The sequence below is a fragment of the Stenotrophomonas sp. YJH_SMC_120 genome, from assembly GCF_059368675.1.
In genome coordinates, this window is the sequence record NZ_JCAFRY010000003.1 from 14319 (window position 1) to 30012 (window position 15694).

Here is a 15694-nt window from a genome sequence, read left to right on the forward strand (position 1 = left end):
CCCAAAGGCGCGTATTTTGACCGCCACTTAACAACCGATCCCGAATGACGTGATGCATTTCGCATCGTCACCTTCGGTCGGTATGCTGTGCCGCATGCAGCCAAAGAAATACGCCCTGCCGCTGATGGTCCTGTCGCTGGCCGCCACCTCCGTGGCCCACGCGCGCGGCACCATCGACAAGGTGGACATCAAGGGATTGGACAAGGGCGACGACGCCGCAATCATCGAGAACATCCAGGAATCGCTGTCGCTGTACGACACGATCGGCAAGGAACAGGGCGAATCGCGCCTGGAGTACCTGCTGTCACAGGCCGAGCGGCAGACCCGCCAGGCACTGGAACCCTTCGGGTACTACAACCCGGTGATCAAGGTCGAGGCGCCGCGTGAGGACGAGCATGTGCGGGTGCTGATCCATGTCGACAAGGGCACCCCGGTGACCGTTCGCCGTGAGCACATCGACATCACCGGGCCGGCGATGTATGACCAGTACCTGCAGGATGACCTGGCCGCATTCAAGCCCCGCAAGGGCCAGCGCTTCGAGCACACGCAGTACGAAGCCAGCAAGATCACCATCACCCGTCGCCTGGCCGAGCGTGGCTACTTCGATGCCGACTACACCCAGCGCCAGGTGCAGATCACCCGCGCCGACAACGCAGCCGACATCGACCTGACCTGGGACAGCGGCCGCCGCTACAACATGGGGCCGGTGCGTTTCGAGCAGGATTACTTCGTCGACAAGCTGTTCGACCCGCTGGTGTACTGGGAACAGGGCAGCTACTTCCACGAGGGCAAGCTGGACCGGCTGCGCGAGTCGCTGACCAAGCTGGACTACTTCAGCGTGATCGACATCCAGCCACGGCCCGACCAGGCCGATGCCAACGGCGAAGTGCCGGTGGATGTGAAGCTGACCCGCGCCAAGCGCACCATCTATACCGCGGGTCTGAGCTATGGCAGCGAGAGTGGCCCGGGTGTGCGCGGCGGCATCGAGCGGCGGTTCCTGAACAACCGCGGGCACAAGATGAACACGCAGCTGGACTATGCGCAGAAGCGCAAGAGCCTGGTGACCAGCTACCGCATCCCCGCCTTCAACTGGCTTGACGGCTGGTACACCTTCGCCGCCAGTGCGTATGACGAGCAGACCGATTACATCGACCTGCGCAACTTCAAGCTGATCGCCAGCCGCAGCGGCGAGATCAACGAGCACTGGACCGCGATCGCCTCGATCAACGCACTGCGCGAGCGTTGGCGCTATGCCTCCGGCACTGAATTCACCGATGCCGTCTACAACACCTCGACGCTGGTGTACCCGCAGATGGTTGCCGACTACGTCAACGTCGACGACGAGATGTTCCCGCGCAAGGGCATCAGCGGTACTGCGACGATGCGCGCCGGTGTGGAGGGCGCGGGTTCGGACACCAGCTTCGTACAGGCCAACGCCGTGCTGCGCTGGTACATCCCGGTGGGTGAAAGCAACCGCCTGATCCTGCGCGGCGAGGGGGGTACCACCTGGACCAGCGATCTGGTGGCGATGCCGCCGAGCCTGCGCTACTTCGCGGGTGGTGACCGCAGCATCCGCGGTTACGCCTACCGCGAAGTCGGCCCGCGCACACCCAAACCCGACAAATACGCGCTGGGCGCCAAGAACCTGGTGATCGGCTCGGCCGAGTACGAGCACTACTTCAATGGCGGCCCGTGGGGCGCGGCGGTGTTCGTCGATACCGGCAGCGCATTCGACAACACCATTGATCTGCACACCGGCGTCGGCTTCGGCGTGCGCTGGAAATCGCCGGTGGGCCCGGTGCGCGTGGATATCGCGCATGGCCTGAACAATCCGGATTCGCAGTTCCAGCTTTACCTCAACATCGGAGCGGACCTGTGAGCACGCCCGCACCCACCCCGAACACGCCGCCGCCGCGCGTGCGTTTCTACCGCCGCCGCCGCTTCTGGGCGTGGTCCGGCGTGGGCGTGATCGGCCTGGTGCTGCTGGCGTTGCTGGCGGTGTACTGGCTGCTGCAGACCGTGGCCGGCCGCGATGTGCTGCTGGCACAGGTGGTGGCGCGGCTGCCGGTGGGCGCCAGCTTCACCTGGGACAAGGTGGACGGCCCGGTGGCCGGTCCGCTGACCCTGTACAACGTCGACTTCCGCTACGACGACATCCATTTCCACGCCGAGCGCGCGCACCTGGAGCCGGACCTGCGCCCGCTGCTGGGCCGCAAGCTGCTGCTGGACAAGCTGGAGCTGACCAACGCGACGCTGAACCTGGCCAAGAGTGACGAGCCGTTCAAGCTGCCGTCGTGGCCCGATTCGCTGCCGCAGATCGAAATGCCGCTGGCGATCCAGGCCGATGCCATTGCCATCGACGGCTTCCGCATCAGCCAGGCCAACGAGCCGGTGATCGACATCAGCCGTGTGCGGGGTGGCATCGAGATCGCCAACGGCGAGCTTCAGGCGCACAAACTGGTCGTGGACAGCGACATGGGCAATTTCACCGCCCAGGGCCGCTACATCCCGGCCAAGGACTACGACACCGACGTGACCGTCACCGCAGTGTTGCCGGCCCCGCGTGGGCGTACCGCAGCGACGGTGGGGCTGGTGGCACGCGGTGACCTGGCGCACATGGAAGTGGCCGTAGCCGGGCGCGCGCCGAAGCCGCTGCACGCGATGCTGGTGTTCGATGGCCGCACCGATCCGAGCTGGAGCGCCAGCATCCGCAGCGACGAACTGGATCTGGCGCTGCTGTCGCCGGCACTGGCCAGCTCGGCGATCGCACCACTCGCACTGGACTTCACCGCGGCTGGCAAGGGCGGCAACGCCAACCTGCGTGGCAAGGTGAAGCAGGGTGATCAGGAGCTGGAGCTGGCACCGTCGGTGGTGTCGCTGCAGGACCAGGTGCTGAAGGTGTCGCCCCTGCTGGTGAAAGGGCTTGGCGGTGAGGCACGGCTGGAAGGCACCGCCGACTTCAGCCAGGAAGACCAGCAGAAACTCAATTTCTCGGTGGTCGCCCATGACCTGACCTACGTGCCGGCGCCCGATCCGAACACGGCCGGCAGCGCACCGGTGCCGGTCACCCTGAAGGAAGCGCGCTTCGGCCTGGCCGGTACCTTGAAGGCGTGGGCCGCGATCGGCCGTGCCGATGTCGAACGCGAAAAGCAGAAGGCACAGCTGCAGTTCGACGTACGCGGCAATGACCAGGCCGCGTCGATCCACCAGCTGCAGGCGCAGACGCCGGGTGGGCAGCTGCAGGTGGAAGGCCAGGTGGCGTGGGCACCGCAGCTGGACTGGGATGCCAAGGCCACGCTGAAGGACTTCGACCCCGGCTATTTCGTGCCGGGCTGGAACGGCCGCCTGTCCGGCAACCTGGCCTCCAAGGGCCGCCAGCTGCCGCCGCCGGCAAACGCGCCGCCGGGCACGGCCGGCACGCTGGAAGCCACCGTCGACCTGCCGTCGCTGAAGGGCATCCTGCGCCAGCGCAATCTCGACGCACAGGGCAAGTTCGCGCTGCAGGGCGCGCAGGGCCAGGGCGATCTAAAGCTGTCGCTGGGCAGCAGCCGGGTGACCGCGTCGGGCAAGGTGGGTGATCGCCTCGACATCGACGCGCGTTTCGAACCGCTGCAGCTGAGCGATCTGCTGCCCGGCGCCGATGGCGGCCTGCGTGGACAGGTACAGGTGAAGGGCCCGCGCGATGCGCCGGACATCACTGCCGACCTGGTCGGCAACAACCTCAACTGGGACGGCTACGGCGCCGAGAGCGTGAGCATCAAGGGCCACCTGCCATGGCGCGGCGACAGCGGCACGCTGGCGGTGCAGGGCCAGCAGGTCAACGCCGGCATGCTGCTGGAACGCTTGAACGTGGATGCGCAGGGCAGTGTCTCCAACCTGCGCCTGGCCGCGCAGACCCGCAACGAGATGGGCGCTATCGAGCTGCAGGGCAGCGTCCGCCAGCAGGGCGCGCAGTGGCGCGGCGAACTGGCGTCGCTGCGTATCGCACCGGTGAAGGGCGATGCCTGGTCGTTGCGTGCACCGGCGGCGTTCGCGATCAACGGCAGCACCTACACCCTGTCCGAAGCCTGCCTGGCCGCGGCCAGCAGCGGCGCGCTGTGCGCACAGGCCAACTGGCCGCGTGAGGGCCTGGTGGTGCGCAGTGATGCGCTGCCGCTGGCGCTGGTGCAGCCGTGGCTGCCGCCGCAGTCCGGCCGCCGCATCTACCTGCGTGGCGATGTCAGCCTGGACGCGCAGATCCGCCCGCGCGGCAATGCCTGGGAAGGCCATGTAGAGGTGCGCTCGAAGGAAGGCGGCGTGCGCCTGGGCGAGAACCGCAACACCGTGGGGGATACCACCCGCGGCGAGCTGGTGCGTTATGACCAGTTCTCGCTCAAGCTCGACATGACCCCGGCCAGCATCAAGGGCTACCTGGGCATGGGCTTCCAGGGCAACGGCTTCGTCGATGCCAGGATGCAGACCGGCTGGGAGGCCAGTGCGCCGCTGAACGGCGAGCTCTACCTCAACATGTCGCGACTTTACTGGCTGGAGCTGTTCTCGCCGGACATCGTGCGCCCGACCGGCCTGATCGAGGGCCACGTCAGCCTGCGCGGTACGCGCGGCCAGCCATCGCTGGGCGGTGACGCCCAGCTGAGCAACTTCAAGGGCGAATTCCCCGCGCTGGGCCTGACCTTCGACCAGGGCAAGGGCAGCTTCGTGGCCCAGCCCGACGGTTCGGCAAAGATCATCGCGCAGGCCAACTCGGGCCAGGGCACGCTGTACGTGGATGGTGGCCTGTCGTGGTTTGGTGATGCACAGCCGCTTCAGCTGAAGATCCACGGCGAGAACGTGCTGCTGTCCAACACCAGCGAGCTGCGCATCGTCGCCAACCCCAACCTCGACTTCACCCTGGCCAAGGCGGCGATGGAGCTGCGCGGCACCGTGCACGTGCCCGAGGCCGACATCGATCTCGAACGCCTGGATCGTGGCACCTCGGTGTCCGAGGACGTGGTGGTGCTGGACCCGGCCGACCCGGAAGAGTCGCGCACCTCGCCACTGGACATGGACCTGACCGTCAGCCTCGGTGACAAGGTGAAGATGACCGGCTTCGGCCTGAAGGGCGCACTGACCGGCAAGATGCAGGTCTGGGCCAAACCTGGTCGCGAAATGACCGCCAATGGCGGGCTGGAAGTGAGTGGACGCTACAAGGCGTATGGGCAGGACCTGACCATCACCCGTGGCAACCTCACCTGGAACTACAACGCGGTGTCCGACCCGCGCATCAACATCCGTGCCGAGCGCCGGATCGGTGATGTCACCGCCGGCATCGACGTGACCGGGCGTGCACAGCAGCCGCGCGCGGACGTGTGGTCCGAGCCGGCGATGTCGCAGTCCGAGGCACTGGCCTACCTGGTGCTGGGGCGCAGCCTGACCGGTGCCAGCAGCGACCAGGCCCAGCAGGTCAACGCGGCCTCGGCGGCGCTCTCGGCTGGCAGCGGCCTGCTGGCGTCGCAGCTGGGCGCCAAGCTGGGCCTGGACGATGCCGGCGTGAGCCAGTCGCGCGCGCTGGGCGGCTCGGTGATCGGTGTTGGGAAGTACATCTCGCCCAAGCTGTACGTCGGCTACGGCGTGTCGCTGGTCGGTGCCGGTTCGGTGATCACGCTGAAGTACCTGCTGCGTCGCGGCTTCGACGTGGAAGTGGAGTCGAGCACGGTGGAAAACCGTGGTTCGATCAACTGGCGGCGGGAGAAGTAACCCGCCGCACATGGATGCATCATTGCGGCGATCTGCGCCGCAGCACCTGGGTGCGGGCCCAATAGCCCAGCACGATCACCAGCCCCAACCAGGGAAAAATCAGGCCGGGAATCATGCTGACGCGGTCCAGGGCGCCATGGTCGGCCATACCGAGCCGCTGGCGCTGCGTGGTGGTACCGATGAATGCCACCAACCAGAGCGCGAACACCAGTCCACGAGCCAACAGGATCCCAGACATATCCGGGAACGACTCATGCTGGAACAGCAGCAGAAGGCCGGCACCGACAACGACAATAACTGGAAGCGAGGCGACCTGCCGCCAGCTTCCAGCCGCAACCGGGTTCACCTGCCAGCTGATCAGCATCCGTAATCCGCAGATCAGGTACCAGCCGAATGGAATCAGCAGCGTGCCGATCGCGAGGCTGAGCGCGGCCTTCGCACCGCCGGTCATGCCGCCCTCGGTGGAGGCCAGTGGCCAGCTGTTGATCACGCCGACCAGGCAGATCGTGCCGCACAGCAGGCCGGCCAACCAGGCCCGAAGGGCGGCCACCTGCGAACGCAGAGGATCCTGACGGCTGCCGAAGCGACTCCAGAACGCCACCTGCGTGGCGGACAGGCCTGGCGGCAGCTCACGATCGGGCCAGTAACGCAGTGCCGCCAACGTCAGCACCGTGATGTCGGGCCGCGACCACGGCAGCGACTCCAGCAGGTTGCGCCAGCGGCTGCGCGGGCGGCGCAACCGGTCCAGTACCGGGCGCATATCCGGGCGCACGATGGAGGTGTCCAGCCGCGAAACATGCCACGCCAGGCGCTGCCGGCCCGCATCCGTGAGCATCCAGGCCTGATCGCAGCGACGCACGATCCGCTGCAGATCCTCGGCATCGAGTCCGTTGCCGATATCATCCCAGCCGAAGCTGCTGGCCACGTGCTCGACCACCTCCCGCGGCAGAGGCGGGGACGCCTCGCGCAGTTGCTCCAGCAGGGACGCCGCGATGAGCGGCTTGTCATGCAGGGACCATAGCTCGGGTTGAGCCTGCAGCCAGGTTTCCAGCGCGGGCACGGTCGTGTCATCGTCGCTGCCCCGGGCAGCTGCAGCCAGTCGGATCAGGATGGCCGCGACCATCTGATCCACTGAACGCAGTGGCGATCGCTCGCCGTCGCCAGCAGGCGCGAGCGTGGGCTGCGGTGCCAGGGCGTGCGCCGTTGGTAACGCGTCAGGCCCGTGCGGATCGCTCTGCGACGGCTCTACCACCTTGTCCAACCCGGTGTCGGCTGGCGGCATCGGTGTGGTCTGCACGATCCGGACAGGGTCATGGCCGTATGGCCCGCGTTCCTGCTCCAGCTGGCGATCCAGCGCGATCGCTGCGTGTATCGCATCGATATGTGCACGCGACGCCGGTTCCAGCGATGGATCCTGCATCGGCGGCAAGGCGTGCTTGTCCTGATCGATGTCGAGGGGCTGATCGCGTTGTTTCACCCATGACAACGCAGACTGGTAAGCCTCATGCAGGTGCTGGAACGCAACCGGATCATCGTCAGGCCGGGTTACCCGCAACAGCCTGGCGTAGGCTCGCTTGATCGCCCGCTCGTCAGCATCCTCGTCCAGTTCGAGGACGTCCAGCCCCCGCCTCATGCATCGATCTCCAGCGAATCCATGGCGTGGGTCAATTCCTCGCGGTGGCGTTCGATACGGGCCAGGTCCTGGCTCTCCAGCGCAGCATGGAACTGCGACAGCCATCTCTGCAGGGTATCGCGCTGGTCGAGGCACTCTTCGTAAAGCCGACCCAGTCGGGCCACTACGGCCAGGTTCGGTTGATCGTCGCGCGGATGCACTTTCAATGACTGCAGTGCCGCGAGCCGCTGCTGGATCTCGTCCGGTGACAGCAGGCCGGGGTTCTGTTCCAGGATCAGCTCATGCCGGGTCCCGCTGGCATGTTCGGTCACCTCCACCTGCAGCAATCCGTTGACGTCGTAGGTGAAGCGGGCAGTCACGCTTTTTTCCTGGGCCGGGCCCTTTCCCTTCAACGGAATGCGGATTTCACCCAGTTTGATGTTGCGGTCCACGGTGGGGCTTTCGCCCTGGTAGATGTCCAGTACCAGCTGTGTCTGTGCATCGTTGATTGGGCAGAAATCGTCCTCGCGGCTGACCGGCACCACGCTGTTGCGCTGGATGATCGGATGGAAGTAGCCGCCGCGCTCCTGGCCGGATGCATCGCGACGGCACACCTGTATGCCCAACGTATAGGGGCAGACATCGGTCAGCACGGTTTCGCGCAGTGACTGGTCGCGCGCTTTAAGGCCGGCCGCCACGGCCGCGCCCATGGCGATGGCCTGGTCCGGGTTGACATGCCGCAATGGCAGGCGACCGAACATGCGGGTCACCAGCCGGCTGATCATCGGCATGCGGACGGCACCGCCCACCAGCACGATGTCGTCCAGCGCCTCCGGCTTCAGGCGGGCATCACGGATGGCCCGTTCGATGGGCGCACGCATGCGCTGCAGCAGGGGGTCGCACAACTGCGCGTAGCGTGCCTCATCCAGCTGCCAGTCCAATTCGCGGCCTTCCAGGTTGAACTGCAGGTGGCCGCTGCCCTGTTGGCTCAGTTCGCGCTTGAACAGTTCCAGCCGGCGCAGCAGCTGTGCACGTTCGCCCGGGGCGATCATGGCCGCCCGCAGGCCCTGTTCGGCCAGCAACGCCTGCTCGAGCACCCGCAGGAAGTCTTCCCCGCCAAGGAAGTTGTCGCCGGCGCTGGCATGGACTTCCACCACACCTTCGAACAGCTCCAGGATGGAGACATCGAAGGTGCCACCGCCAAGGTCCAGTACCAGCACCCGAGCTTCCTCCTCGCGCTGCTGCAGGCCATAGGACAGCGCGGCGGCGGTGGGTTCGTTGATCAGGCGCTCGACCCGGATGCCAGCCAGTTCGCCGGCGGCGCGGGTGGCCTTGCGCTGGGCGTCGGAAAAATACGCAGGCACGCTGATGACCGCTTCTTCCACTTTCTGCCCGAGCACGGCTTCCGCATCGGCCAGCAATGAACGCAGCACCAGCGCCGAAAGCTCCTCGGGACGGAATACGCGATCGCCCAGCCGGGTTTCACGGTTGCTGCCCATCCAGCGTTTGAAATGGGCCACGCTCCGGTCAGGGTGGCTGATCAGGCGATCGCGAGCCGGAGCACCCACCAGCACGACGTCGCCGTCGAGACTGACTACCGACGGGGTCAACAGCTCGCCATGGGCATTGGGGAACAGGCGCGGTCCATCCGACGAATGCACACCGATGAGTGAGTGCGTCGTGCCCAGGTCGATTCCAACAATCATCTGCTGACGTCCGTTGTGCAGGGAACCGCGATTGTAGGAGTGGCCCCGACCCCCTGACCATCGGGCGTTGCCCGACAGCGCCCCACGGGCTATGGTCCCGGGCTGTTCTGTCGTACCGGATTGCCTCATGTCACCACGCAAAGCCCTTCCCACCGCCCTGGCCCTGGGCCTGACCCTCGCCGCCGGTGCCCACGCCGATGAAGGCATGTGGATGCCGACGCAGCTGCCGGAGCTGGCCAAGCCGCTGCAGGCCGCAGGTTTCAAGGGCAATCCAGCCGACCTGGCCAATGTCACCGCGCCGCCGCTGAGCGCCGTGGTGCGCGCCGGTGGTGGTACCGGTTCGTTCGTGTCCGCCGACGGCCTGCTGCTGACCAACCACCACGTGGCGATGGGCGTGATCCAGTACAACAGCTCGCCCGAGCACGACCTGATCACTGGTGGCTTCATCGCCAACGGCCGTGCCGACGAGCGCCCGGCCAACCCGGACTTCCGCGTGCTGGTTACCGTCGGCTTCGACAAGGTGACCGACCAGGTGCTGGCGCAGGCCCGTGGCAAGACCGGCCGTGCCTACTTCGACGCCGTGGACGCGGCCAGCAAGCAGATCGTGGCCGAGTGCGAGAAGGACGGCAGCGTGCGCTGCTCGGTGGCCAACATGTACTACGGCACCGATTTCTACCGGATCGCCCAGCTGGAACTGAGCGACGTGCGCCTGGTGTACGCGCCGCCGCGCGCGATCGGCAACTACGGCGACGAGATCGACAACTTCATGTGGCCGCGCCACACCGGTGACTTCACCCTGCTGCGCGCCTACGTGGGCAAGGACGGCAAGCCGGCCGCCTACAGCAAGGACAACGTGCCCTACCAGGCGCCGGCACACCTGCAGATGTCGGTGGAAGGCCCGAAGGAAGGCGACTACGCGATGCTGGCCGGTTACCCGGGCATCACCTACCGCCATCGTACTGCGGCCGAATTCGCTGGCCAGATCGATACCGTGCTGCCGCGCCGCGTATCGGTGTTCCAGCAGATGATCGACACCATCGAGGCCGCCAGCGCCAAGGATGCACAGGCGCGCACCCGCTACGCCTCGCAGCTGCAGTCGTTGAAGAACAACCGCAAGCGCGCTGCCGGTGAGCTGGAAGGCCTGCTGCGCAGCGACGCCAAGGCCCAGCGTGCCGCCGACGAGACGGCGATGCTCGCTGCCACCGACCGCAAGTACCAGGGCGACATCAAGGCGTTGCTGGCCAACCTGTCGCAGGGCGCGGCGGTGGGCGAGCGCGACCTGCTGCTGGAGCAGATGGCCGCGCAGAGCCAGCTGCTGCGTTCGGCGTTGCTGCTGGAGCGCCTGCGCATCGAATCGGCCAAGCCGGACGCGCAGCGCGAAAGCGGCTACCAGCAGCGCGACCAAGCGATGATCGAAGGCGTGCTCAAGCAGGTCCAGCGCCGTTACGCACCGGAGGTCGAGAAGGCGCTGCTGACCACCCTGCTGACCCGCTACCAGCAGCTGCCGGACGCGCAGCGCGTGGCCGAGTTCGACGCGGCCTTCGGCCGTACCCCGCAGCAGCTGGCCAAGGCGCTGGACACCCTGTATGCGGGCACCCAGCTGGGTGACGAGGCGCAGCGCCTGTCGCGTTTCGCTGCCGCACGCGAAGGCAAGGCGCTGGCCGCCGATCCGCTGATCGCCGTGGCCGGCCCGCTGGTGGCCGCGCAGCTGCGCATCGAGAACGAGAGCAAGACCCGCGAAGGCGAGCAGCTGCGCCTGCGCCCGGCCTACATGCAGGCGCTGTTCGCCTGGCGTGCCAAGCAGGGCCGCGCCGTGTACCCGGATGCCAACCGCACCCTGCGCATCAGCTACGGCAAGGTCGAGGCGCTGCACCCGCGCGATGGCGTGACCTACTCGCCGGTGACCACCGTGGCCGGCATCGTCGAGAAGAACACCAACGCCTATCCGTTCGATGCGCCCAAGCCGCTGCTGGCGGCGATTGCCAAGGGTGACTTCGGCAGCACCGCCGACCCGGCGCTGAAGACCCAGACGGTCAACTTCCTGACCAACCTGGATACCACCGGCGGCAACTCCGGCTCGCCAGTGCTCAACGCCAAGGGTGAACTGATCGGCCTGAACTTCGACAGCAACTGGGAATCGGTCAGCGCCAGCTGGTGGTTCGATCCGCGCTACAAGCGCGCTGTGCACGTGGACATGCGCTACCTGCGCTGGCTGCTGGCCAAGGTCTACCCGGCGCCCGAGCTGCTGAAGGAAATGGGCGTGCCGGCCCAATAAGAAGCCGGCCACGACCAACGGTCGTGGCCCGCACCGCGTAGGCCCCCACCTTGGTGGGGGTGGTTGCTCCCAACGAGCCCGCACCCCCGGCCATGCCTGGCCTACACTGCGGGTTCTTCCGACGGAAACGCACGCGTGGTCTCCAGCTGGATCTTGCTGCTCGTCTCGGTTGCCTATGCAGCGCTGCTGTTCGGCGTGGCGTGGTGGGGTGACCGCCGGCCGATGTATCCCGACCGGCCGTGGCTGCGGCCGGTGGTGTACAGCCTGGCGCTGGCCGTGTACTGCTCGTCGTGGACCTTCTACGGCGCGGTGGGTACGGCCGTGCGCAACGGCATCGGCTACCTGCCGATCTATATCGGTCCGTTGCTGCTGCTGTTGTTCGGCTGGCGCATCATCGAACGCCTGGCGCTGATCGCCCGCAGCCAGAACGTGGTCTCCATCGCCGATTTCATCTCCTCGCGCTTCGGCCGCTCGCGGCGGTTGGCCGCACTGGTGGCGATCATCGCCCTGATCGGCATCATTCCGTACCTGGCCCTGCAGTACAAAGCGGTGGCGATGAGCCTGCAGGTGCTGACCGGCAACAGCGGCCCGACCGGCTTCTTCACCGATCCGGCGCTGTACGTGGCGCTGCTGATGGCGCTGTTCGCCACCCTGTTCGGCACCCGCCAGGTCGACGCCACCGAGCACCACCACGGCATGATGCTGGCGATCGCCTTCGAATCGGTGATCAAGCTGCTGGCGATGCTGGCCGTGGGCGTGTTCGCCTACCTGTGGCTGAGCAACCGCACCGATGCGGTGGTCGAGTCGGTGCATACGCTGTTCACCGGCCTGCCGCCGGTGGGCTTCATCTCGCAGACCCTGCTCAGCTTCCTGGCCATCATCTGCCTGCCACGCCAGTTCCACGTGGCCGTGGTCGAGTGCGGTGACGTGCGCGACGTACGCCGCGCGCGCTGGATGTTCGGTGGCTACCTGGTACTGATCTCGGGCATGGTGCTGCCGATCGCCACCGCCGGCGTGACCCTGTTCGGCACCGGCGGCAGCGTCGCCGACGACTCGATGGTGCTGGCCCTGCCGCTGGCCGAAGGCCGCAACGCGCTGGCGCTGATCGCCTATGTGGGCGGCTTCTCCGCCGCCACCGGCATGGTCATCGTGTCGTCCATTGCGCTGGCCACCATGGTCAGCAACGACCTGGTGATGCCGGTGCTGCTGCGCCGCAGTGGCGACCATCAGGAAGCCGCCGACGTTGCCTCGCGCGTGCTGTGGATCCGCCGCCTGGCGATCCTGCTGCTGGCGCTGATGGCGTACAGCTACTACCGCACCAGCAGCAACGACAGCACGCTGGCCTCGTACGGCCTGATGGCGTTCGCGGCAGTGGCGCAGTTCGCGCCCGGGCTGATCGGTGGCCTGTACTGGCGCGGCGCGAGCCGGCGTGGTGTCGAGGTGGGCATGCTGCTGGGCTTCGCCACCTGGCTGTACACCCTGCTGCTGCCGGCGATGACCATGGCCGGCTGGGTCGATGCTGGCTGGGTGCAGCACGGCCCGTTCGGCATCGAGTGGCTGCGCCCGCAGCAGCTGTTCGGCATGACCGGCTGGGACCCGCTCACCCATGGCACGTTCTGGTCGCTGCTGGTCAATGCGGCGACGATGATGCTGGTGTCCGCACGCTGGCGGCCCGGTGTGGACGAGCGGCTGCGCGCCGCGCCGTTCCTCGACCCGTATGCCGAGCGCCCGTCGGTGGCCGGTGGCTGGCCCGGTCATGTGCATGTGGGCGACCTGCTGGCACTGGCTTCGCGCGTGGTCGGCGAGCGCCATGCGCGGCGCTCGTTCTTCGAGCAGGCACAGTCGCTGGGCCGCGAGCTGCAATCCTCGGCGCCGGCCGACCGGCCGTGGGTGCAGTTCACCGAACGCCTGCTGGCCGCGTCGATTGGTGCGGCCTCGGCGCGCCTGCTGCTGACCAGCCTGCTGCGCGGCTCGGGCATGGACCTGGGCGAAGTGGTGGCGGTGCTGGACGAAGCCGGGCAGGAACTGCGCTTCAACCGCGAGATCCTGTCGACCACGCTGGAGAACATCAGCGCCGGGGTCAGCGTGGTCGATCCGGACATGCGCCTGACCGCATGGAATCGTCGTTACCAGGACATGTTCGGCTACCCCGACGGCATGCTCTACGTAGGTCGCCCGGTGGCCGACCTGATCCGCTACAACGCCGAGCGCGGCGAGCTGGGCGAGGGTGATATCGAAGTGCAGATCAACCGACGCATCGGCTACATGCGCGCTGGTTCGCCGCACGTGTTCGAGCGCACCCGCAGCGACGGCAAGGTGATCGAGATGCGCGGGCAGGCGTTGCCCGGCGGCGGTTACGTGACCAGCTACAACGACATCACCGACTACAAGCACGCGGAAAAGGCCCTGCTGGAAGCCAACGAAACGCTGGAACAGCGCGTGGCCGAGCGTTCGCATGAGGCCGAGGTCGCGCAGCAGTCGAAGACCCGCTTCCTGGCGGCGATCAGCCATGACGTGCTGCAGCCACTGAACGCCGCACGCCTGTTCGCTTCCGCGCTGCGCGACAGCGATCACGTGAGCGATGAGCAGAAGCACCTGGCCGAACGTGTGGATGCGTCGTTGCGTGCGGCCGAAGAGCTGCTCGATGGCCTGCTGGACGTATCGCGGCTGGATGCCGGTGGCCTGCACCCGGTGATCGGCGAGTTCGACGTGAGTGCGTTGATGCGCGAACTGGCCGCGCAGTACACCCCGGTCGCCGCCGGCCGTGGCCTGCGCCTGGACCTGTTCGCGCGACCGGCATGGGTGCGTAGTGACCGCCGCCTGCTGCGCCGCGTGCTGCAGAACTTCCTGGCCAATGCGCTGCGCTACACGCGCCAGGGACGCATCGTGCTGGCCGTGCGCCAGCGCGGCGACGAAGTGGAGCTGCAGGTCTGGGATACCGGTCCCGGTATTCCCGAGCACCACATGCGGCAGATCTTCGACGAGTTCCACCGCTACCAGCAGCCCTTCGACTGGGGTGAGCAGGGCTTGGGCCTCGGCCTGTCGATCTGCCAGCGCATCTCGCGCCTGCTCGATCATCGCCTCAATGCGCGCAGCCGGGTCGGCAAAGGGTCGATGTTCTCGATCATCCTGCCGCGGGTCGCACCGCTGCCGGGCTACACCGAACTGGCCGCGCCGGTACAGGCCGTCGCCGCGCCGGTGCGCAGCGATTCGCTGGCCGGCCTGCGCGTGCTGTGCGTGGACAACGACGAGGAGATCCTCGACGGCATGCGCGCACTGCTCGGCCGTTGGCAGGTGCAGGTGATCACGGCATCGACGGTGAATCAGGCGTTGGAGAAGGTGGCCGAACGGCCACAGGTGATGCTGGTCGACTACCACCTGCACGACCGCATGGATGGCCTGGACGCGCTGGTGGCCCTGCGCGAAGCCGCCGGTTACCCGCTGCCGGGTGCGCTGCTGACCGCCGATGGTCGCGACGAGCTGAAGCGGATGGCGCGCGAGCGTGGCTATCGCGTGCTGACCAAGCCGATCAAGCCGGCCTCGCTGCGCGCCTTCCTCGGCGCGCTGCGCGACGCGCAGTAGTGCCGGCCGATGGCCGGCAACCACGACGTGAAACCATGCCAGGCAAGCCTGGCATCTACCAAAGCTTCATCGGCCTGGCAGTAGATCCACGCCATGCGTGGATGTGACGTCAGGTAGTGCCGGCCGCTGGCCGGCAACCACGTAATCGCGGAAGCGTTACCCCACGCCGTGCAGGTGCTCGTACAGGATCGTCGCGCCGATGATCACCAGGATCACGCCACCGATGATCTCGGCACGCTTGCCGACCATGCTGCCCAGCACGCGGCCGAGCATGATGCCGACGGTGACCATGGTCAGCGTGCACAGGCCGATGACCGCGGCCATCACGCCGATATGCACGTCCATGAAGGCCAGGCCGATGCCCACCGCCATCGCGTCGATGCTGGTGGCGAAACCGGTCAACGCCAGCTTCCAGAAGCCATGGTGCTGGGAGGGGTCTTCGTCCTCGTCGGCACTTTCCGGGCGCAGGCCGTTGTAGATCATGTGGATGCCCAGTGCGCCGAGCAGGCCGAAGGCGATCCAGTGGTCGAAGGCTTCGACGTACTGCAGCGCGGCGCGGCCGAGCAGCCAGCCGATGATGGGCGTGATCGCCTCGATGACGCCGAAGATGATGCCGGCCCGCAGTGCATCGCGGAACACCGGCTTGCGCATGGCCGCACCCTTGCCGATCGCCGCAGCGAAGGCATCGGTGGACATGGCAAAGCCGATCAGGAGGATCGAAATGGGGGACATGGGCAGCTGCTGAGGTTGGGCCAGGACGGACGCACGGCCTGCGCTCGCGCCCAA

The 15694-nt window shown here is 67.0% G+C and carries 7 protein-coding genes; 4 read left to right on the forward strand and 3 right to left on the reverse strand.

The genetic code is table 11. The features are described from left to right. Window positions 1-82 precede the first annotated feature (82 nt). Both AC5P60_RS06145 and AC5P60_RS06150 read left to right on the forward strand, forming a co-directional pair. Window positions 83-1879 (forward strand): autotransporter assembly complex protein TamA, encoded by a 1797-nt coding sequence (locus AC5P60_RS06145; protein WP_005414924.1) that lies wholly within the window; start codon window positions 83-85, stop codon window positions 1877-1879. Then, complete coding sequence (locus AC5P60_RS06150; RefSeq protein WP_495201711.1) at window positions 1876-5733, forward strand: translocation/assembly module TamB domain-containing protein; 3858 nt, start codon at window positions 1876-1878, stop codon at window positions 5731-5733. Before AC5P60_RS06145 ends, AC5P60_RS06150 begins: the two co-directional genes overlap by 4 nt. Before the next feature lie 19 nt (window positions 5734-5752). Here AC5P60_RS06150 and AC5P60_RS06155 read toward each other — a convergent pair whose 3' ends face one another. Then, window positions 5753-7366, reverse strand: coding sequence for a J domain-containing protein (locus AC5P60_RS06155; RefSeq protein ID WP_483693427.1), 1614 nt, complete (start codon window positions 7364-7366; stop codon window positions 5753-5755). Further along, window positions 7363-9051 (reverse strand): molecular chaperone HscC, encoded by a 1689-nt coding sequence (locus tag AC5P60_RS06160; RefSeq protein ID WP_164207756.1) that lies wholly within the window; start codon window positions 9049-9051, stop codon window positions 7363-7365. The genes AC5P60_RS06155 and AC5P60_RS06160 overlap by 4 nt, the downstream gene beginning before the upstream one ends. Window positions 9052-9178: 127 nt before the next feature. Between AC5P60_RS06160 and AC5P60_RS06165 the strand changes: the two genes are divergently transcribed. Then, window positions 9179-11326 (forward strand): S46 family peptidase, encoded by a 2148-nt coding sequence (locus AC5P60_RS06165; RefSeq protein ID WP_483693426.1) that lies wholly within the window; start codon window positions 9179-9181, stop codon window positions 11324-11326. 135 nt (window positions 11327-11461) lie between these two features. Then, window positions 11462-14908 (forward strand): hybrid sensor histidine kinase/response regulator, encoded by a 3447-nt coding sequence (locus tag AC5P60_RS06170; protein WP_483693425.1) that lies wholly within the window; start codon window positions 11462-11464, stop codon window positions 14906-14908. A 156-nt stretch (window positions 14909-15064) separates the two neighbouring features. Here AC5P60_RS06170 and AC5P60_RS06175 read toward each other — a convergent pair whose 3' ends face one another. Continuing rightward, entirely contained in the window at window positions 15065-15640 is a 576-nt protein-coding gene (locus AC5P60_RS06175) for a manganese efflux pump MntP (protein WP_033835355.1), read from the reverse strand. Between the last annotated feature and the right edge of the window lie 54 nt (window positions 15641-15694).

Excerpts from the sequence above, each read along its gene's own strand:
- AC5P60_RS06145 (WP_005414924.1), top strand. The coding sequence starts at position 83 with ATGCTGTGCCGCATGCAGCCAAAGAAATACGCCCTGCCGCTGATGGTC.
- AC5P60_RS06155 (WP_483693427.1), bottom strand. The coding sequence starts at position 7,366 with ATGAGGCGGGGGCTGGACGTCCTCGAACTGGACGAGGATGCTGACGAG.
- AC5P60_RS06160 (WP_164207756.1), bottom strand. The coding sequence starts at position 9,051 with ATGATTGTTGGAATCGACCTGGGCACGACGCACTCACTCATCGGTGTG.
- AC5P60_RS06165 (WP_483693426.1), top strand. The coding sequence starts at position 9,179 with ATGTCACCACGCAAAGCCCTTCCCACCGCCCTGGCCCTGGGCCTGACC.
- AC5P60_RS06175 (WP_033835355.1), bottom strand. The coding sequence starts at position 15,640 with ATGTCCCCCATTTCGATCCTCCTGATCGGCTTTGCCATGTCCACCGAT.